An 18899-nucleotide genomic window follows, 5' to 3' on the forward strand; every position below is an offset into this window, starting at 1 on the left:
AGATGTGTATAAGAGACAGCCCTCTTCCCCGCCGGCTGGCAAGGGAAGAGCGGCGCACCCGTCCGTTTGGAGGCGTGCTTAATGCCGAAGGTGTCGTGAAGAGCCTGTGACGGTGCGTGAAAGGCCGGCTCAGTTCGCCGGGGCGCTCATGGAATAGGGCTGGGCACCCTCGCCCGTACCCCACGTCTTCGCCGGCGTTTCCTGCATCGAGAAATGCAGTTCGCCGCCCGCGACGAGTTCCTCGTGCCGAACGAAGGTCCGCTCCAGCGGCTTGCCATTGAGCGTGACCTTGCCCACGTACGGATGTTTCGCATCCAGGTGGTCGGCCGTGACGGTGAAACGCTTGCCTCCGGCGAGGTTGAGCGTGGCCTTTTCCACGAACGGACGGCCGATCACGTACTGGTTGCTGCCGGGCGCCACCGGGTAGAAACCCAGCGCCGTGAAGATGTACCACGCCGACATCTGGCCAAGATCGTCGTTGCCGACGAGGCCCGTGGGCGTCGGGGTGTATTGGGTCTGCATGATCTTCACCAGGCGTTCCTGGGTCTTCCAGGGCTGGCCGGCGTAATCGTAGAGGTAGGCCACCTGGTGGCTCGGCTCGTTGCCATGCGCGTACCAGCCGATCAGGCCGGTGATGTCCTCGACATGGGCGAAGGACTTCGGGTCGACCTTCGCATCGAACACGGAATCCAGCTTGTCGACGAAGGCCTGCCTGCCGCCCAGCGCCTCGATCAACCCGGCGACGTCCTGTGGCACGTACCAGGAATACTGCCAGGCGTTACCCTCGGTGTAGTCGCTGCCGTAGCCGGCGGACGAGGGATCGAACGGCTCGCGGTACGAGCCGTCGCTCTTGCGGGCACGGAGGAAACCGGTCTTGGTGTCGAAGCTGTTCTTCCAGTTACCGGCGCGCTTCATGAAGGTCGCGGCGATATCGTCCTTGCCCATGGCCTTGGCCATCTGGGCCAGCGACCAGTCGTCGAACGCGTATTCCACCGTCTTGGACGCGGCTTCGGGCTGGCGGTCGATCGGCACGTAGCCGAGCTTCATGTAATCGTCCAGGCCGCCGTAGGGGCCGTAGGTGGCGCTGGCCACCATGGCATCCAGTGCGGCGTTGGCATCGTAGCCGCGAATACCCTTCATATAGGCGTCGGCGATCACCGGCACGGCGTGGTAGCCGATCATGCACCAGGTCTCCATGCCCTGGTACGCCCACACCGGAAGGATGCCGAAGGGGCTTGCCTGGCGGGCGGCGATCAACGAACTGACGAAATCGTTGCTTTTCGCCGGTTCGAGCAAGGTCATCAGGGGCTGCTGTGCCCGGTACACATCCCAGAGCGACCAGGTGGAGTAGAAGTCGAAGCCCTTGGCGGTGTGCACCTGGTTGTCCGGGCCGCGGTACTCGCCGTTGACGTCCATCGACAGGCCGGGCGCGATCATGGCGTGGTACAGCGCCGTATAGAACGTCTTGCGGGTCTGCGCGGGGGCCTGCACGTCCACGCTGGAAAGGGCCGTCTCCCACGCCTGGCGGGCCTCCGCGCGGCGCGCGTCGAAATCGAATCCGGCACCGTCCTTGTCCAGGTTGGCCACCGCGTTGTCCTCGCTCACGGACGATACCGCCACCTTGACGACCAGCGGCTTGCCGAGGTCGCCGAAATCGAACACGCCCTCCAGGGCCCGCCCGCTGATCGCGTCCACGTCGTCGGCACGGTTGCCCGGACCGCTGAAGCCACGGTAGGGAATGGCGGATTCGCGGTTCTTGAGGCTGCGCGACGCCAGCGGCTGGTTGAAGCGCATGGCGAAATACAGCTGGCGGCCCGGCGCCCAGCCGCGCGTGGTGCGCCCCCCGGTCACCGTGCCGTCGGCGCGGACGCGCAGGGACGACCACAGCACCTTGCCGTCGTAGTCGTAGATGCTGGGGCGGAGGTCGAGCAGGAGGTGGGCCGGCTTGCCCTTGGGGAAGGTATAGCGGTGCCAACCCACGCGGGCTCCCGCGGTCAACTCGGCCCGCACGCCGTAGTCGGCCAGCGTGACGGCGTAGTACCCTGCCTCGGCTTTCTCGCTCTTGTGGTCGAAGCGCGAGCGATAGCCGCTACCGGGCTGGTCGGGGGAACCGGGATCCAGCTTCACGTCGCCGGCGATGGGCATGACGAGCACGTCGCCCAGGTCGGAATGGCCGCTGCCGGAGAAATGCGTATGGGAGAAACCGAGAATGCTCGAGTCGCCGTACTGGTAGCCGGCGGCCCATTTATAGGCGTGCTTCACGTCCGGCATGGCCGTGTCCGGCGAGAGCTGGATCATGCCGAAGGGCACCGTGGCGCCGGGGAAGGTATGCCCGTCGCCACCCGTGCCGATCATCGGATCGACCGCCGCGAAGGCGCTGGACGCCTTGTCGCTCGGGGCCGCCAGCGTGAGCGCGGGCAAGGCGAAGGACAGGGCGGCGGCCAGAAGGCCGTGGCGCAGGCGGGTGGTGCTCGACATCGTGGGATCCCCTCGGGTGGACGCGTTGCGAGTGGCCGCGATCATTTGGATCGTGACAAACAGACCGAACGTAGCAAAGATAGCGCAGTCACGCATGTTGCACTGCGTGATGCATCCCTGGGCCTACCGCGCGATGATCGCCCGGTTTAGATCGTTTGAAGGAGCTCCAATGCCGAGGAATACCCCGCAGCGCCGCAAGGTGACACTCGCCGATATCGCCCAGGGTTGCGACGTATCGCGGGCCACCGTTTCCCTGGTGCTGCGCGGCAGCCCCTTGGTCAACTCCGCCACCCGGGCCCGGGTGGAGGCCGAACTGAAGCGCCAGGGCTACGTTTATAACCGGGCGGCGGCCAACCTGCGCCGGCGCACGTCCTCGAGCATCGGCCTGGTCATCAACGACCTCGGCAACCCCTTCTTCGCCGAATTCGCCGCCGGGGCCGACGAAGCCCTGGCCAGCGCGGGTTACGTCACCCTCCTGGGCAATACCGGCGAATCGCCGGACCGCCAGCAGGCGGTGCTCAATTCGCTGATCGAGCATGGCCCCGCCGGGATCATCCTTTCCCCGGCCGAAGGCAGCGAGGGTGAGCAGGTGCTGGCCGCCGTGGGCATGCACACGCCCCTGCTCGTGTTCAACCGCGAACTGCCCGACGACGATGGCGCGCACCGTTGGGACACGCTCGAGATGGACAACGAGCACGGCGCCCGCCTCGCCACCGAACACCTGATCGGCCTGGGCCACCAGCGCATCGCCTTCTTCGGCGGCCATCGCGACTCCAGCTCGGTGGAACAGCGCCGCCGGGGTTACGCCGGCGCCATGCGCGATGCCGGGCTCAAGGTCGATCCCGCCTGGATGATCGAGAGCGCGCCCACCCGTCTCGAAGCCGCCCGGCAGACCGGCGCCCTGTTCGCCCGCGATCCCGCGCCCACGGCGGCGGTCTGCTACAACGACGCCGTCGCCCTGGGCCTCATGCTTGGCCTGACCAAGCGCGGCCGCCGCCCGGGCGAGGACTTCGCCCTGACCGGGTTCGACGATGTCGCGGAAGCCTCGGTATGCGTACCGCCCCTGACCACCATCGCGGTCGATCCGCGCGGCCTCGGCCGACGCAGCGCCGAACTCATCCTGGATAGATTGAGCAATCCCGAGACGGACACTGCATATACGATCGCGCCGGTACGGCTGGTCGTACGCGAAAGCAGCTGCCCGCCGTCCTCCCCCTGAACCAACAATGGAGCGCCCCATGGCCACCGGTTACACGCCATCGTCCAGCTCGTCGTCATCGACGACCTCGGGCGACACCCGCTACACCTATTTCCCCCTCGCGCTCGGCGTGATGACGACGATCTTCTTCATGTGGGGGTTCCTGACCTGCCTGAACGACATCCTCATCCCGCATCTGAAGGCCGTGTTCGAACTGAACTACGCCCAGGCGCTGCTGATCCAGTTCACCTTCTTCGGGGCGTACTTCATCATGTCGCTGCCGGCGGGCAGGATCGTCGCCGCGCTCGGCTACAAGAAGAGCATCGTCGCCGGCCTGATCGTCGCCGGCATCGGCGCGGCGATGTTCTGGCCCGCCGCGGGCATGCGCCTGTACCCGTTCTTCCTCGCCGCGCTGTTCATCCTCGCCACCGGCATCACGGTGCTGCAGGTGGCGGCCAATGCCTACGTGGCCCTGCTCGGTCCCGAAAAGACCAGCTCCAGCCGCCTCACCCTGGCCCAGGCGCTGAATTCCTTCGGCACCTTCCTGGCCCCGTTCTTCGGTGGCTTCCTGATCCTTTCCAACGCCGTGAAGAGCAGCGCGGACATCGCCAAGCTCTCGGCGGCGGAGCAAATCAGCTATCGCGCACATGAGGCCTCCTCGGTGCAGGGTCCGTACATCGGCCTGGCCGTCGTGCTGGTCCTGCTGGCCGTCGGCGTCTACCTGTTCAAGCTGCCGGCGCTGGAAGAAACCACCGAGAAGGCCGACGACAGCCACCACACGCTGATGGACGCCCTGAAGACCCCGCACGTGTTCTTCGGCGTGCTCGGCATCTTCTTCTATGTCGGCGGCGAAGTGGCGATCGGCAGCTTCATGATCAATTACCTGCAGCTGCCGGAAATCGGCAACATGTCCGGTGAAGTGGCCGCCAGCCACGTGGCGTTCTACTGGGGTGGCGCGATGGTCGGCCGCTTCATCGGCTCGGCCCTGCTGGCCAAGTTCTCGCCGCGCAACCTGCTTGCCGTGTTCGCCGTGATCAACATGCTCCTGGTGCTCACCACCATGATGACCACGGGCACCGTGGCCGTTTACAGCATCGTCGTCATCGGCCTGTTCAACTCGATCATGTTCCCGACGATCTTCTCGCTCGGCATCGAGCGCATGGGTCCGCTGACCGGCAAGGCCTCGAGCCTGCTGATCATGGCCATCGTCGGCGGCGCGCTGATCCCCTGGATCCAGGGCGTCATCGCCGACCAGATCGGCTTGCAGCACGCCTTCTTCATCCCGCTGATCTGCTACGCGTACATCGTGTTCTACGGCCTCAGCGGCTCGAAGATCCGCGGCGTGCCTGTCGCCACTCGCTAAGCGCCCCATGACGACGGCCGGCCTCGGAGCCGGCCGTCGTTCTTTTCACCTCGCCCCCAAGGACAGGCCGTACGCATGTCTTCCATCCTCTGCTTCGGCGAGGCGCTGATCGATTTCCACGCACAGCCCCAGGGCGGCGCCGGTCAGCCTCCCGCCTTCGTTCCCTTTGCCGGCGGCGCGCCGGCCAATGTCGCGGTCGCCGCGGCACGCCTGGGTGCCCAGGCCCGCTTTGCCGGCATGCTCGCACGCGACATGTTCGGCGATTTCCTGCTGAAGAGCCTTACCGAACTCGGTGTCGGTACCGACGACATCGCCCGTACCGACGAGGCCCGCACGGCGCTGGCCTTCGTCGCCCATGACGACAAGGGCGATCGCAGCTTCAGCTTCTACCGTCCGCCCGCCGCGGACCTGCTCTTCCGTCCCGAGCACTTCCGCAAGGAAGCCTTCGACGACCTCGCCATCTTCCATGTCTGCTCGAACTCGCTGACCGAAGCCGCCATCGCCGCCACCACGGTGGAAGGCATGCGCCGCGCCCGCGCGGCCGGTGCCCTGGTGAGCTTCGACATGAACCTGCGTCCCGCCTTGTGGCCCCGCGACGAGGCGCCGCTGCCACGCCTTTGGGAAACGCTGCACGAAGCGGACGTGATCAAGCTGAGCGCGGAGGAGTTCGCCTTCATCCACGCCGGGGCGGGTTCCGACGACGCCGTGCTTGAGCGCCTCTGGCGCGGCAAGGCACGACTGCTGCTGGTGACCGACGGCGCCGAGCCGATGCGCTGGTTCTCGCGCGGCGCGCGCGGCACCATCGAGGGTTATCACGTGGATGCCGTCGATACGACCGCCGCTGGCGATGCCTTCGTCGGCGGATTGCTCGCCCGCCTCGCCACCGAAGGCGTCACTCCCGAACGCTTCGACACGCTCATCGCCGACGAACGCCGCCTCGTCGACCTGATCCGATTCGCCGCCGCGTGCGGCGCGATCACCGCCACCCGCAAGGGCTCGTTCACCGCCATCCCCGACCAGGCCGAAGTGAAGGCCTTCATGGAGAAGCACGCATGACGACCGTTCCCCTTCCCGATTTCCATTCCGTCGATGTCCTGCGCGACCACGTCGCAAAGACCATGGCCTTCTACAAGCCGAACGAGGTCGATCCGGCCGGCGGCTTCTTCCAGTACTACAAGGACGACGGCACGGTCTACGACAGGACCCACCGCCACCTCGTGTCCAGCACGCGCTTCGTCTTCAACCACGCGATGGCCTACCTCGAGTTCAAGAAGCCCGAGGACAAGGAACTCACGATGCACGGGCTGAAGTACCTGCGCGAGGTGCACCTCAACCCGGAAACCGGCGGCTATGCCTGGACCATCGCCGACGGCAAGCGCGACGACCAGATGAACCACTGCTACGGCCTGGCCTTCATGTTGCTCGCGTATTCCTGCGGCGTGAAAGTCGGTTTCGAGGAAGCGAAGGGCTGGCAGAACGAGATCTGGAACCTGCTCGAGAAGCGCTACTGGGAACCGTCCTACGGCCTCTACCGCGACGAGGCCGACAAGGACTGGAACTTCACCGGTTACCGCGGCCAGAACGCGAACATGCACATGACCGAGGCGATGATCGCCGCGTGGGAAGCCACGAAGGACGACCGCTTCCTCGACCGCGCGCTGCTGCTGGCCGAGAACATGACCCAACGCCAGGCCGGACTGACGCCGCAGAAACTCGTGTGGGAGCACTACCACAGCGACTGGACGATCGACTGGGAATACAACCTCGACAATCCCAAGCACCTGTTCCGTCCGTGGGGCTTCCAGCCCGGCCACCAGACCGAATGGGCGAAGCTGTTGATGATGCTCGAACGCTACACCAAGGGCACGGCGCGGCATAAGCCGTGGCTCGTCCCCACGGCGAAGCACTTGTTCGACGAAGCGCTCGACAAGGCGTGGGACAAGGAATACGGCGGCATCGCCTATGGTTTCTCGCCCGAGGGCGATGTCTGCGACGACGACAAGTATTTCTGGGTACAGGCCGAGTCGCTGGGCGCGGCGCAGCTGCTGTTCGAGACCACCGGCGAGAAGAAGTACGACGAGTGGTACGACAGGATCTGGGCCTACAGCTGGCAACACTTCGTCGACCACACGTACGGCGCGTGGTATCGCATCCTCAAGCGCAACAACGAGAAGTACGACGACGAGAAGAGTCCCGCCGGCAAGACCGACTATCACACGATGGGCGCGTGCTACGAAGTGATGGCTTCGCTGCGGCGGATGCAGGCTAAGTAAATAATGAGCAACCGCCGGGCTCCGCTGGAAGGCAGGAGCCCGGCATTCCACCACCGCACGTTCTTCCAATACGCCGAGAGCCGCTGCGCGTGCAGCCCTGTGTGGTGCGTTTCAGGCAACACGGTGACGCGCTCGGCGGACCTACTGACGATTTCTCCCGCGACCTAGGATGCAGACGCATCCCTCCCTGGAGTTCATCATGTCGTCCGTAACCCCCATCGTGCGTCCCGCCGCGCAGCCCCCTCAAGAACTGGTCCCGTCCCGCTACGCGGTGAAGATCGGCGACATCGACGTGCTCGTGATCAGCGACGGTGTCATGCCGATACCGGCGGTGATCATGGCGGCGAACGCCGCACCCACCGATCTGTCGGACTGGCTGGGTTACATGTACATGCCGCCGGACACCTTCGACTGGCCGCTGAACGTGATGGTGGTGCGCAGCGGTGAACAGACGATCCTCATCGACGCCGGACTGGGCGTCCAGTTTCCGGGCTTCCCGCGCACCGGCCACCTTCCGCAGCGACTGGCCTCCGCCGGCATCGATCTCGCATCGATCACCGACGTGGTGATCACCCACATGCACATGGACCATATCGGCGGCTTGCTTGTCGATGGCGTGAAGGAGGGCTTGCGTCCGGACGTCCGTATCCACGTGAACGCCGCCGAGGTCGCGTTCTGGGAGGCACCCGACTTCACCCACACCGCCATGCCGCCGGCGGTGCCGCCAGTGCTTCGATCGACCGCGAAGAGCTTTGCGAACGAATACCGCGACCGCATCCAGACCTTCGACGAATCGTACGAAGTCGCGCCGGGCGTCGTCGTCCGGCGCACCGGTGGACACACCCCGGGGCACTCGGTGGTGGCGCTGACCTCGCGCGGGGAGCGGCTGACCTTCGCCGGCGACGCCGTCTTCCCCGTCGGCTTCGATCACCCGGAATGGTCCAACGGCTTCGAGCACGATCCCGAGGAAGCCGCCCGCGTACGCGTGAGCCTGTTCCGCGAGATGGCGGAGAGCGGCTCGCTGATGGTGGCCACCCACCTGCCCTTCCCGTCCGTGGGCCGTGTCGCGATCAACGGGGACACGTTCCGTTGGGTGCCTGTGATCTGGGATTTCTGATTTCTGGGACGTATGGAGCCAGCCGCGATCTGGAAAGGTCAGGCTGGCTCCAGCTGCACGGAGAGGTCGAGACATGCCCTCTGACTTTTCCGGAACGCCCTCGCCACGCAGCGCTATGACGGGGCAGTCCCATAGACAACTTCTACTCGTACACCTCGCTCATGAACCGCAAATAGTCATCCAAGGCAATGAGTTTTCGATCCACCGGACGGCCTTTTCTTTTTGCAAAGCGCTTCATGTCCAACATGAGTATCCCGATGCCTGAGTCCCACTCGTTGCCTGCGGCCGGAGCCAACTCAACGTCGAAGCGATCCTCCGGCCTGAGCAAACCGGCCCGTATCTTCAACTCTTGGGAAACGTGTTCGAGCAACTCTGAAAATAGATTGAAATCGATCTCTTCGGGTCGGTAGTAAGCGTCGTAAATCTCTCGCGGAGAGAGTTCCTGCCTGTCAGATGGAATGCCCATAATTTGATCCCTGCAGCGCAGGGCGCCTGATCGAACTAGATGATTCATTCATCTCCGGCACCGGTTAAATGCTCCGTCCCTACGCACTTATATCAGTTGGGGAAACCCCGCGCGCGCCCTCGCCCGACTGCAAGAATAGGAAGGCCGCCCGGACACCCATTCAGGCTTAGGCATGTCGCCGAGGCTATCAACGCTAGGGCAGCGACTGTTTAAGTGACGCGATGCCGGCCCAGGGGTCCGCATCCGTGGACTTCGCCCGTTTCAACGCCTTCTTCAGGTCGAAGGCCCCGCCGCCTTTCAGCCGCGCGATCTCATCCCAGCGCACGGGCATCGCCACCGGCGCACCGTGCCGTGCGCGCAATGACCAGCCGGTGACGCTCGTGGCGCCGCGGGTGTTGCGCAACCAGTCGATGAAGATCAGGCCCTCGCGCTTGGCCTTGCTCGCCTGCGCGATGTAACGCTGGGGTTTATCGGCGACCATCGCATCGGCGATGCCTTCGCAAAATGCTTTCACCGCCTCCCACGACGGTCCCCGGCGAAACGGCGCCACCACATGCAGGCCCTTGCCACCCGACGTGCGCACGAAGCTTTCCAGCTTCACCTCGGCAAGGCGATCACGGATTTCGCGGGCCGCCGCCACGATGTCCTTCCATGCGACACCGCTGGCCGGGTCCAGGTCGAAGATCAGGCGGTCCGGCTGGTCGGGCTTATCCGCGCGGGCACCCCAGGGGTGGAACTCGAGCGTATTCATCTGCACCAGTTCGAGCACACCGGCGACATCGTCCACATAGATGTACCCGGCTTCACCCCCGTCCTTTTCCGTCAACGTGACGGCCTTGACGTGCTCGCCGAGCTTGTCGCTGTGGTGCTTCTGGAAGAAACACTGGCCGGTGGTGCCCTGTGGGCAACGGACCAGCGAGAGTGGACGCCCGCGCAGTTCGGGCAGCATGCGCGAAGCGACCGCTTCGTAATACGCCGCCACCTCGCCCTTGGTCGGACCACCCTCGCCGAACACCTCGCGTTCGGGGTGGGTGATGGTGATGCCGCCGACGTTTTGTCCCGCCATGAGTCAGCCCGCCTTCCGGCGCCTGGCCGGTGCCTTGCGCGAGGCGGTCTTCTTCGCCGCCGTCTTTTTCGCGGCGGTTTTCTTCGCCGGTGCCTTCTTCGTCGCCGCCTTGCGTCCCGGAGCATTCTTCGCCGCCGGTGTACGCGTCTTCGCGCCGATGCTCTTCTTCAACAGCGCCATGAAGTCGACGACGTTGGTCGTGGCGTTCTCCGGCGTACGGTCTTCTTCCTCCACGGTGGCGGTGACGCCCTTGCTCTTCAGGCGTTTTTCGATGGCCGAGCGAAGTTTCTCGCGAAACTCGTCGCGATAATCCTCGGGCTTCCACTTACCCGACATCGACTCGATGAGGTCGGTCGCCATTTCCATCTCGCGCGAGGAAATGCGGTATTCCGCCGTCGATTTTCCCGGCAACTCGAAGTCTTCCGCGTCCACCACTTCCGACTTGTAGCGAAGCAGGTTGAGGACGAGTGCGTCGCCTTGCGGCATGACGGCGGCGAGGTATTCCCTGGTCCGGATGACCACGCGGGCGATGCCCGCCTTGCCGGTTTTCTTCAGCGTCTCGCGCAGAAGCACATAGCCTTTCTCGGCCTTCTTCGCCGGAAGCAGGATATACGGCTTCTCGTAGTACGCCGGCGCGATCTCGCTGGCATCGACGAAGGTGTCGATCTCCACCGTCTCGTGCGCATCGCTGGCGGCGTTACGGATGTCGTCCTCTTCGAGAACGACATAGTTGCCCTTCTGGTACTCGAAGGCCTTGACGATGTCCTTCCAGGGGACTTCCTCGCCGGTATCCGCGTTCACGCGTTCATAGCGCACCGGCGTATTGTCGCGCTGGTCGAGCATGCGGAAATGCAGGTCGTTGCGTCGCTCTCCGGACATCAGCCGGATCGGCACGTTGAGCAGGCCGAACGACAGCGTACCGGTCCAGATGGGGCGGGCCATGCGGGCGATCCTCGGGCTCGGGTGGAGACCGAGGATCGCGCCGGTGGCGTGCAGGGAACGCAAAAGCCCCGCTGGCGGCCCTGTTCGGCCCTTACTTCCCGCCCTGGACCACCGGCAGCTCGATCGCGCTGGCCGTGCCGGGCGCGTGCCATACCTGCTGCGTGGCCTTCCGGTAGTCGGACGGCTTGGCGAAGAAGATATTGGGCACGAAGGTCTGCGGATTACGGTCGTACAGCGGGAACCAGGACGACTGCACCTGCACCATCACCCGGTGACCGGGCAGGAAGGTGTGGTTCACGGTGGGCAGGCCGAAGCGATATTCCAGCGGCGTGTTCGGCGTGAGCGCCTTGGGCTCGGCGAAGCTCTCGCGGTAGCGGCCGCGGAAGATATCCATGGAAACGGCGAGTTCGTAGCCACCCATGGTCGGCGTGCTGGCATTGGTGTCGGGATAGACGTCGATCAGCTTCACCACCCAGTCGCTGTCCGTACCGCTGGTCGAGGCGTAGAGGTTCACCTGCGGCGCACCCGCCACCTTCAGCGGCGCGGTGAGCGGCTCGGTCACGTAGGTCAGGACGTCCGGACGTCCATCGACGAATCGCTGGTCCTGCACGAGCCACGTGGTCCACGATTGCCGATCGGCGAAATGCACCGGACGCGGCACGTACGGCACCGGCTTGGCCGGGTCCGAGACGTACTCGTCATACTTGGATTCGGCCGCGCCAGGAGCCTCAAACGACAACTTTCCGTTGGCGTTAAGGTACATCGGACGGCTAGATTTGGCCTGCGGCCAGCTCTTGAAGCGGTCCCAATGGTTCTCGCCCGTGTTGTAGATCAGCACCGGCGGGGTGTTCGCCTTGGGCGCGCCATCGACCAGGTACTGGTTGAAGAAGGGCAGGAGGACGTCCCGGCGGAACTGCAGCGCGGTGTCGCCGTCCCACTGGAGCGCACCCAGCGACGACGCGTCGTAATTCACCTGGCTGTGCCTCCACGGGCCCATCACCAGGTAGTTCCTGTCGTTGCCCTTGTCCTTGGGCTCCACCGCCTCGTAGCTGTGGATGGCACCCCACATGTCCTCCTGGTCCCACAGGCCCTGCACCCACATCGTGGGCACCTTCAACGGCTGGCGGCCCATTTCCTTGTCCAGTGCCTGTCCTTGCCAGTAGGCGTCGTAGGCGGGGTGTTCGCTGAGCTTGCGCCAATAGGGCAACTGGTCGAGGCCCGCGGCCCGCGCATAATCCCCCGCGGAACCGGCGGCCAGGAAGTTCGCGTAGTCGTCGTAGCCCACGCGCGGAATGCTCGCGCCCTTGCCGCGCTTGGCGTTCTGCCCGGTGATGTAGTCGAAATTGGTCTGGCGGAAGGCGCCGTAATGGAACCAGTCGTCGCCCATCCAGCCATCCACCATCGGGCTCTCCGGCGCGGCCACCTTGAGCGCGGGATGGGGATTCACCAGGGCCATCACCACGGTGAAACCCTCGTAGGAGGACCCGATCATGCCGACCTTGCCATTGGATTCGGGCAGGTTCTTCGTCAGCCATTCGATCGTGTCGTAGGCGTCGGTGGAATGGTCGACGTCGGAGGCATTCAACGGCCCGCGCAGCGGCCGGGTCATCACGTAGTCGCCTTCGGAGCCGTATTTGCCGCGAATGTCCTGGAAGACCCGGATGTACCCGGCGTCCACGAAGACCTCGTCGCCCATCGGCAGCAGGTTGCGCATGGTCGGCGCGTCCGAGCGCTCCGCGCGCCCGTCGGCGTTATAGGGGGTGCGGGTGAGCAGGATCGGGGCGTGTTTCGCGTTCTTCGGGATGACGATGACGGTGTGCAGTTTCACCCCGTCTCGCATCGGAATCTCGACGACGCGCTTGACGTAGTCGTTGGCGCTGGTGGGCGCGTCGTACTTTGCCGGGATATCCGGCGTCAGCGGCGCGGTCTGCGCGGCGACCAGGGACGAGGCGACAGCCAGGGACAGCGCGAGCATGGGCAGCAACACGGGACGACGTGGCATGGGTATTCCTGTGGCAGTGGGACGGAACCGCCCTAGCCTGCCGCATCCTGAACGGAAGGGCTACAGGTCACGAGGCATGGAGCCCGTTGGCCGCCGCCTGGCACGAGGCATGCGTGGAGCCCTGGCAACGGACAAAAAAAAGCCGCTGCGAACAGCAGCGGCGTTTTTTCCGCGGATCCGCTCGTCCTTCCGGGGAAGGACGGGCGTTCGCGAGCGTGGCTTACTGACCCGAAGCGGTCGAAGCCGGAGCCGGAGCGGCGGTGCCGGACGCAGCCGGAGCGGCCGTGCTGGCGGCCGGCGGGGTGGTGTCGGCCGGCGGCGTGGCGGCCGGAGCAGCCTCGGGGGCGGCAGCGGCGGTCGAAGCGGACGACGGCGCGGTGGCCGAGGTGTCGTCGGACTTGTTGCAGCCCGACAGCATGGCAGCGGCGACAAAAGCCAGGGCAGTGATGGAAATGACCTTCATGATTTAGGGCTCCTCATTTGTTATGTATAGGGCAAGCGCTGCGGAGCATACCGCCGAAATGGCGAACCTTCCACGGCAATCGTCGCGCTTGCAGACAAAATAAAACTCGCATCCGGGGCGCACCCGTCCAAAGACGGACCCGCCTAGGGTGCAACGGCTATTGTGAAGCGTGGATGTCCGGCGGCGCATCGCAGACGGCGTTCGCAGACATTTTCAGAATAATCGCGTTCCGCCATTTGAAGCCAGTCCCTATCCTGTCACCCCGAAGTTGCTGTTGGGCACCCCTGCCCAGCCGCCTGACATGGAGTGACGCTTTGACCATACAACACCCCTCTCCCCGCCGATACCTCGCCGCCTTCGTGGCGGCGTTTTGCGCCCCGGCGGCCTCGGCCGAGCCCCCGCCGTTCGTGGCCGACGGCACCTGGCTGGATATCGACGCCGGAAGCTACGAAACCAACGAACCATCACGCTACGGGGTGTTGGCCACCCATGGCGGCAAGGCCGAGGGCAAGCACGTCGTCCTGCGTACCCACGGTGAATCCGCGTCCGCCATCCGCGTGACCGGCGCCTTCAGCGAAGTCACCCTCACCGGCGGCGAACTGATCACGACGGGCGATCTCGCCCATGGCCTTTATGTCACGGGCACACAAGGCACCGTCACAGCCCTTTACGGCGTCGACATCCGTACCGAGGGTGGCAGCGCCACGGGCGCCACCTTCGCGCTGGACGGCGCGGCCGGCCGTATCGAGGGTGGCAGCATCCATACGCTGGGCACGGTCGCCGCCGGCATCGTGGCCGAGGATGGCGGCCAGTTCCTGGTCGAGGGAACGAGCATACGCACCGAAGGGAACAACGCCGCCGGCTTGATCGCCCGCGACGGCAGCTCCTCGCTCTCCGCGCGCCGCACGCAGATCGAGACCTTGGGCAGGGAAAGTCATGGCGTCCATACCCAGGACACCGCCACCGCCACACTGGAAGACGTCCAGGTAACCACGAACGGCGAGTGGGCGAACGCGTTGAACGTCAACACCGGCAGCGGCTTGTTCACCGTCACCCGCAGCAACCTCCTCACCCATGGCGAACACGCCGCCGGTGTGAGCGTGGCCAATGGGGGGCCTCTCTCATTGGCCGGCACGCGCATCGAAACCACAGGCGATTTCGCCTCGGGCCTGGACAATCGTGGCGGTTCGGTCGCCGCCGGAAACGTCGACGTCATTACACTTGGCCATCAAAGCCATGGTTTGCTCGCGCAGGGAGGCGATCATCCGGGTCGCCTCCCACAGATCGATGTCCGCGGCTCCCGCGTCTCCACGGCAGGCGCGTCGGCATACGGCGTGTTCGCGACCCTGGGCGGCACCGTGCAATTGCGCGATTCATCGATCGTCACCTCGGGAGCCAGCGCGCACGGCATCCACGCTTCCGGCGGCGACATCCGCAGCATGGGCAGCACGGTCGAGGTTTCGGGCATCGGCGCCTACGGTGCCATCGTGGAGGCGGGTGGCACGCTGCGCATGGATGGCGGCTCCCTGCATAGCCAGAACGGTGCCGCCTTGGGTCTCAACGATCCCGGTATCGTCCGCCTGGGTGGAGGTGCATCGCTGACCAGTGGAAACGGGGTATTCGCGGAAGTGGACCCGGCGTCCACGCAGGCGTTCACCGTGGTGCTGGACGACCGCACCGTCGCCGTGGGGGCTATCCGCCTTTCGGACAAACCGGATGCGCCTCCGTCCGACCAGACGAAGTTCTCGCTTTCCATCAAGAACGCCGCTACCTGGTCCGGCGCCACATCGATCGTGCGCCATGTTTCCCTGGAGAGCGGTGGCACCTGGAACGTCACCGGCGACAGTCGCATCGGCAGCCTGCGCAACGACCACGGCGTCGTCGCCTTCGCACCGAGTGCGCCAGGATCATTCGGGACGCTCACCATCGCCGGCGATTACGAGGGCAACGATGGCCTGTTCCGGATGCGTGGCCAGCTTGGCGACGATCACTCCCCGGCGGACCTCGTCCATGTCACGGGCAATACCTCGGGGGGCAGCCTGATCGCCGTCGACATGCTCGACGGCACAGGCGACCACACCGAGGACGGCATCCCCCTCGTCAGGGTCGACGGCCGCTCGGACGGCAGCTTTAAACTCGCTGGCCGCGCGGTCGCCGGAGCGCACGAGTACTTCCTGTACCAAGGTTCCCTGAGCCAACCCGACGACGGCGACTGGTATCTGCGATCGAGCGTGCGTGAGGTCATCGTCGACCCGCAAACACCGGATCCTGGCGAATGGGTCGATCCTGGCGAGCCACCCGCACCGGTGCTGCGTCCGGAAACAGGTACGTACCGGGCCAACCAGACCGCGGCGCTCGCCATGTTCCAGGCGGGCCCTGGCGCGGGTGAAGACGAGGAAGACGAAGGCTCCCGCCGCAGTGCGTGGGCGCGCTTCGAACGCCAGCACACCACGTTCGACCTGCGCGATCAGATCACCACGACAACCTCCACGAACGAACTCACCGTGGGCGCCGACCTGCTTCGCGGCGACGGAGCCGCCGCGTCACACGTGGGCGTCATGGCCTCCGCAGGACAAGCGGATACGCGTGGCCATTCCCTGCTCACGCGGTATTCGGCCAAGGGGCGCGTGCGCGGTGCGGCCGCCGGCGTCTATGGGGGAGTCCGGGCCAACAATGGCATGTACCTGCGCGGCTGGACCCAATACGCGCACGTCAATCAGCGGGTGGAAGGCGACGCCTTGCGGAACGAGCGCTACGGTAGCGGCGTGCTCACCGCCAGCATCGAAGCCGGTCACCGGTGGCGCACCACACTGGGCACGGAATCCGACGCCTACCTGGAACCCCAGGCACAGTTGCTCGCCACCCGGATGCGCGGTGGCAGGCATACCGAAGCCAATGGGACCCGTATCATCCCGGCGCATACCAGCGGGGTCACCAGCCGTCTTGGCGCTCGTGCGGCGGCTCGCTGGAACACGCCGGGCGGGCACGTCGCCTCGCCGTACGTGGCCGCCAACTGGCTTCGCCGCCTCGGCAAGATGGATGCCACGCAACTCGATGGCGAAACCTTCGCAGGTGGCGTGCCGCGCAACAGCTACGCGCTGAAACTCGGCGTCGCCTTCCTGAGACATAGCGGCTGGCGGGTGTGGGGCGACGTGGAAACACGCTTCGGTGCCCGCCACTACCGGCGTGTCGCGGGGACGCTCGGGGTTCGCAAGGCCTGGTAACCGATGGGCGGGTCGCAGGCTGCGACCCGCCTGTCACGCCGCACCCGGTCGACCTCAGCCAACCACTTCCACCGATGGGGGCGCCGCACGCTTCGCCGTCACCGTGCTACCGATCGATGCCAGCACGATGAAACCGATCGCCAGCCACTGCGACGAGATGAGGTGCTCGCCCAGGAGCAACATCGCCAGCAGGGATGCGACGGCGGGTTCCAGACTCACCATGATGCCGAAGGTCTCACTGGGCAGGCGCTTCAACGCCATCATCTCCAGCGACATGGGAATGGCGCTGGAGACGATGGCCACACCGAGTCCGGCAGCCAGGATGCCGGGATTCAGCAAACTCGCTCCCGCATGCGCAATCCCATAGGGCACGACGACGAAACTGGCGGCAACGAGCCCCAGCGAGACCGAATGCCCCGCGTGCAGGTGTCCCGCCTTCTTGCCGAAGACGATGTAAAGGGCCCAGCACACGGCGGCGGCCAGGGCCAACGCGACGCCCACGGGGTCGAGCGGGCTGTCATGGCCAAGCGGCAACAACATGACCAGACCTGCGATAGCACAAGCAAGCCAGACGAAATCCACCGGTCGGCGCGACGACCACATCGCCACCGCCAAGGGCCCACTGAACTCGATGGCCACGGCGATGCCGAACGGGATCGTGCGCAGGGCGAGGTAGAACAGCAGGTTCATCACGCCAAGGGTCAACCCGTAACGGATCACCGAGCCCGCATCGCGGCGGCTCAACGGCCAGCGCCAGGGGCGCCACACGATCAGCAGCACCAGTGCGGAAAAACCGACGCGAAGCGCCGACGTGCCCTCGGCGCCGATGAGCGGAAACAGCTTCTTCGCAAACGACGTGCCGATGCACAACGACGTGACAGAGCCGAGCACGGCAAGCGCCGGCAGCCATAGGGTGGAGCGCGTAGAGTTCATTGCGACACTGTATCCGCTGACCACGCATTTCTATAGGGAGGGTGGGCCCATGTGGCACATGCTTGGACATTATGTTTATATGAGACATATTGTCTACAAACAGGACCACGCCTGGTCATGACCGCCCTTCCCGACTTCCGACTCGAAAGCTGGTTCTCGCGCTGGGAATTCGCCGCGCGCTACCACCTCACGGCATCCGATGCCCAGAGCATGAGCCTCACCCAATTGCTCGCGCTCGCGGAGCCCGCCGATCGCGAGGCCTTCGAGACCTTGCACCTGGGTTACACGCAGACCTATGGCGCCCCCACGCTGCGTGAAGCCATCGCGTCGACATACCAGCAACGCGACGCAGCGGACATCCTCTGCTTCGCGGGTGCCGAGGAGGGCATCTACATCGCCATGCGCGTGCTGCTGGAGCCCGGCGACCATGCCATCGTGGTCACGCCGAATTACCAGGCGGCCGAAACGATTCCCCTATCGATTTGCGAGGTAACCGGTGTCGCGTTGAATCCGGATGACCATTGGTCCCTAGATATCGACGACGTGGCGGCGGCGATCCGACCGAATACCCGCGTCGTATCGATCAACTTTCCGCACAATCCCACCGGCAAGATCCTGGAGCGCGAGCGTTTCGACGCCCTCGTGGCACTGTGCCGCAAACACGGCATCTGGCTCTTCAGCGACGAGGTGTACCACTCCCTCGGCCCCTCGGGATCGGCACACCTGCCCCAAGCCGCCGACGTCTATGAAAAGGGGCTATCGCTCGGCGTGATGTCCAAGGCCTATGGACTGCCGGGACTGCGCATCGGTTGGATCGCCTGTGCGGATCGCTCGGTGTTACAGCGCATGGAGCGCTACAAGCACTACCTGTCGATATGCAATGCCGGGCCATCGGAGGCCTTGGCCTTGATCGCGCTGAAGGCACGCTCGACGATCCTGGAGGGACATCGCAAGCGCATCGACCGCAACCTCGCCACGCTGGACGGCTTCTTCGCACGTTGGCCCGACCGCTTCCAGTGGTATCGCCCTGACGGCGGTTGCATCGCCTATCCGCGGTACCTGGGACCGGAGGGTGTCGACGCATTCGCGACCGGCCTCGTCGAACAAGCCGGCGTACTCCTGCTCCCCGCATCCAACTACCGGTCGGAACTCACGGCCACTCCCACCGACCGCTTCCGCATCGGTTTCGGCCGCGCGGACTGCGCAGAGGCGATCGACGCCCTGGACCGATACCTGGGGGAATAAAGGATGCTTCGCCGGAACTTCGGGGGTACGGCTCGGCTTCGCCATCGCGGATTTTTGCGTCGAGGCAAGGGGAGTCGCGGGGGGGGGGGGGGGGGGGGGAGAGAGAAAGACAGCCCCCCCCCCCCCCCC

Annotated in this window: 14 protein-coding genes; 7 read left to right on the plus strand and 7 right to left on the minus strand. The window is 65.3% G+C overall.

Annotation, left to right across the window (positions count from 1 at the left end; genetic code table 11):
* Window positions 1-129 precede the first annotated feature (129 nt).
* Entirely contained in the window at window positions 130-2478 is a 2349-nt protein-coding gene (locus ACR9ZJ_RS14285; protein ID WP_481288110.1) for a GH92 family glycosyl hydrolase, read from the minus strand.
* Between the two features lie 169 nt (window positions 2479-2647).
* Between ACR9ZJ_RS14285 and ACR9ZJ_RS14290 the strand changes: the two genes are divergently transcribed.
* The 5 genes from ACR9ZJ_RS14290 to ACR9ZJ_RS14310 all read left to right on the plus strand — a co-directional run bounded on the left by ACR9ZJ_RS14290 (window position 2648) and on the right by ACR9ZJ_RS14310 (window position 8429).
* The gene (locus ACR9ZJ_RS14290; RefSeq protein WP_426285558.1) at window positions 2648-3697 is read left to right on the plus strand and encodes a LacI family DNA-binding transcriptional regulator; all 1050 of its coding nucleotides are present in this window, start codon (window positions 2648-2650) and stop codon (window positions 3695-3697) included.
* A gap of 112 nt (window positions 3698-3809) precedes the next feature.
* Window positions 3810-5039, plus strand: coding sequence for an L-fucose:H+ symporter permease (gene fucP / locus ACR9ZJ_RS14295; RefSeq protein ID WP_481282759.1), 1230 nt, complete (start codon window positions 3810-3812; stop codon window positions 5037-5039).
* Window positions 5040-5114: 75 nt separating this feature from the next.
* Window positions 5115-6095 (plus strand): carbohydrate kinase family protein, encoded by a 981-nt coding sequence (locus tag ACR9ZJ_RS14300; protein WP_481282594.1) that lies wholly within the window; start codon window positions 5115-5117, stop codon window positions 6093-6095.
* Window positions 6092-7312: an AGE family epimerase/isomerase gene (locus tag ACR9ZJ_RS14305; RefSeq protein ID WP_481282593.1), complete on the plus strand. Its 1221-nt coding sequence runs from the start codon at window positions 6092-6094 to the stop codon at window positions 7310-7312. The genes ACR9ZJ_RS14300 and ACR9ZJ_RS14305 overlap by 4 nt, the downstream gene beginning before the upstream one ends.
* Before the next feature lie 199 nt (window positions 7313-7511).
* Complete coding sequence (locus ACR9ZJ_RS14310; RefSeq protein ID WP_481288111.1) at window positions 7512-8429, plus strand: MBL fold metallo-hydrolase; 918 nt, start codon at window positions 7512-7514, stop codon at window positions 8427-8429.
* 142 nt (window positions 8430-8571) lie between these two features.
* On the opposite strand, the gene ACR9ZJ_RS14315 is transcribed toward ACR9ZJ_RS14310, so the two are convergent.
* From ACR9ZJ_RS14315 to ACR9ZJ_RS14335, 5 genes are all read right to left on the minus strand, one after another.
* Window positions 8572-8943, minus strand: coding sequence for a hypothetical protein (locus ACR9ZJ_RS14315; RefSeq protein WP_481288112.1), 372 nt, complete (start codon window positions 8941-8943; stop codon window positions 8572-8574).
* A 145-nt stretch (window positions 8944-9088) separates the two neighbouring features.
* The gene (gene ligD, locus ACR9ZJ_RS14320) at window positions 9089-9961 is read right to left on the minus strand and encodes a non-homologous end-joining DNA ligase (RefSeq protein WP_481288113.1); all 873 of its coding nucleotides are present in this window, start codon (window positions 9959-9961) and stop codon (window positions 9089-9091) included.
* Between the two features lie 3 nt (window positions 9962-9964).
* Window positions 9965-10903, minus strand: a complete 939-nt coding sequence (gene ku, locus ACR9ZJ_RS14325) for a non-homologous end joining protein Ku (protein WP_481288114.1) — start codon at window positions 10901-10903, stop codon at window positions 9965-9967.
* Between the two features lie 91 nt (window positions 10904-10994).
* Window positions 10995-12878 carry a CocE/NonD family hydrolase gene (locus tag ACR9ZJ_RS14330; RefSeq protein WP_481288119.1) on the minus strand — a complete coding sequence of 628 codons (1884 nt, stop codon included), beginning with the start codon at window positions 12876-12878 and terminating at the stop codon, window positions 10995-10997.
* Window positions 12879-13125: 247 nt separating this feature from the next.
* Window positions 13126-13368, minus strand: a complete 243-nt coding sequence (locus ACR9ZJ_RS14335; RefSeq protein WP_481288115.1) for a hypothetical protein — start codon at window positions 13366-13368, stop codon at window positions 13126-13128.
* Window positions 13369-13682: 314 nt separating this feature from the next.
* Between ACR9ZJ_RS14335 and ACR9ZJ_RS14340 the strand changes: the two genes are divergently transcribed.
* Window positions 13683-16592: an autotransporter family protein gene (locus tag ACR9ZJ_RS14340; RefSeq protein ID WP_481288116.1), complete on the plus strand. Its 2910-nt coding sequence runs from the start codon at window positions 13683-13685 to the stop codon at window positions 16590-16592.
* Between the two features lie 54 nt (window positions 16593-16646).
* Here ACR9ZJ_RS14340 and ACR9ZJ_RS14345 read toward each other — a convergent pair whose 3' ends face one another.
* Window positions 16647-17525: an EamA family transporter gene (locus ACR9ZJ_RS14345; RefSeq protein WP_481288117.1), complete on the minus strand. Its 879-nt coding sequence runs from the start codon at window positions 17523-17525 to the stop codon at window positions 16647-16649.
* 117 nt (window positions 17526-17642) lie between these two features.
* On the opposite strand from ACR9ZJ_RS14345, the gene ACR9ZJ_RS14350 reads away from it, so the two are divergent.
* On the plus strand, window positions 17643-18770 hold the full coding sequence (locus ACR9ZJ_RS14350; protein ID WP_481288118.1) for an aminotransferase class I/II-fold pyridoxal phosphate-dependent enzyme: 1128 nt from the start codon (window positions 17643-17645) through the stop codon (window positions 18768-18770).
* The last annotated feature ends 129 nt before the right edge of the window (window positions 18771-18899 follow it).

It is taken from the genome of Luteibacter sp. KNZ12-1A (genome assembly GCF_056755675.1).

What these genes read in the sequence shown, in the direction of transcription:
- ACR9ZJ_RS14285 (WP_481288110.1), bottom strand. Translation starts at nt 2,478, where the DNA reads ATGTCGAGCACCACCCGCCTGCGCCACGGCCTTCTGGCCGCCGCCCTG.
- ACR9ZJ_RS14290 (WP_426285558.1), top strand. Translation starts at nt 2,648, where the DNA reads ATGCCGAGGAATACCCCGCAGCGCCGCAAGGTGACACTCGCCGATATC.
- fucP (WP_481282759.1), top strand. Translation starts at nt 3,810, where the DNA reads ATGACGACGATCTTCTTCATGTGGGGGTTCCTGACCTGCCTGAACGAC.
- ACR9ZJ_RS14300 (WP_481282594.1), top strand. Translation starts at nt 5,115, where the DNA reads ATGTCTTCCATCCTCTGCTTCGGCGAGGCGCTGATCGATTTCCACGCA.
- ACR9ZJ_RS14305 (WP_481282593.1), top strand. Translation starts at nt 6,092, where the DNA reads ATGACGACCGTTCCCCTTCCCGATTTCCATTCCGTCGATGTCCTGCGC.
- ACR9ZJ_RS14310 (WP_481288111.1), top strand. Translation starts at nt 7,512, where the DNA reads ATGTCGTCCGTAACCCCCATCGTGCGTCCCGCCGCGCAGCCCCCTCAA.
- ACR9ZJ_RS14315 (WP_481288112.1), bottom strand. Translation starts at nt 8,943, where the DNA reads ATGAATCATCTAGTTCGATCAGGCGCCCTGCGCTGCAGGGATCAAATT.
- ligD (WP_481288113.1), bottom strand. Translation starts at nt 9,961, where the DNA reads ATGGCGGGACAAAACGTCGGCGGCATCACCATCACCCACCCCGAACGC.
- ku (WP_481288114.1), bottom strand. Translation starts at nt 10,903, where the DNA reads ATGGCCCGCCCCATCTGGACCGGTACGCTGTCGTTCGGCCTGCTCAAC.
- ACR9ZJ_RS14330 (WP_481288119.1), bottom strand. Translation starts at nt 12,878, where the DNA reads ATGCTCGCGCTGTCCCTGGCTGTCGCCTCGTCCCTGGTCGCCGCGCAG.
- ACR9ZJ_RS14335 (WP_481288115.1), bottom strand. Translation starts at nt 13,368, where the DNA reads ATGAAGGTCATTTCCATCACTGCCCTGGCTTTTGTCGCCGCTGCCATG.
- ACR9ZJ_RS14345 (WP_481288117.1), bottom strand. Translation starts at nt 17,525, where the DNA reads ATGAACTCTACGCGCTCCACCCTATGGCTGCCGGCGCTTGCCGTGCTC.
- ACR9ZJ_RS14350 (WP_481288118.1), top strand. Translation starts at nt 17,643, where the DNA reads ATGACCGCCCTTCCCGACTTCCGACTCGAAAGCTGGTTCTCGCGCTGG.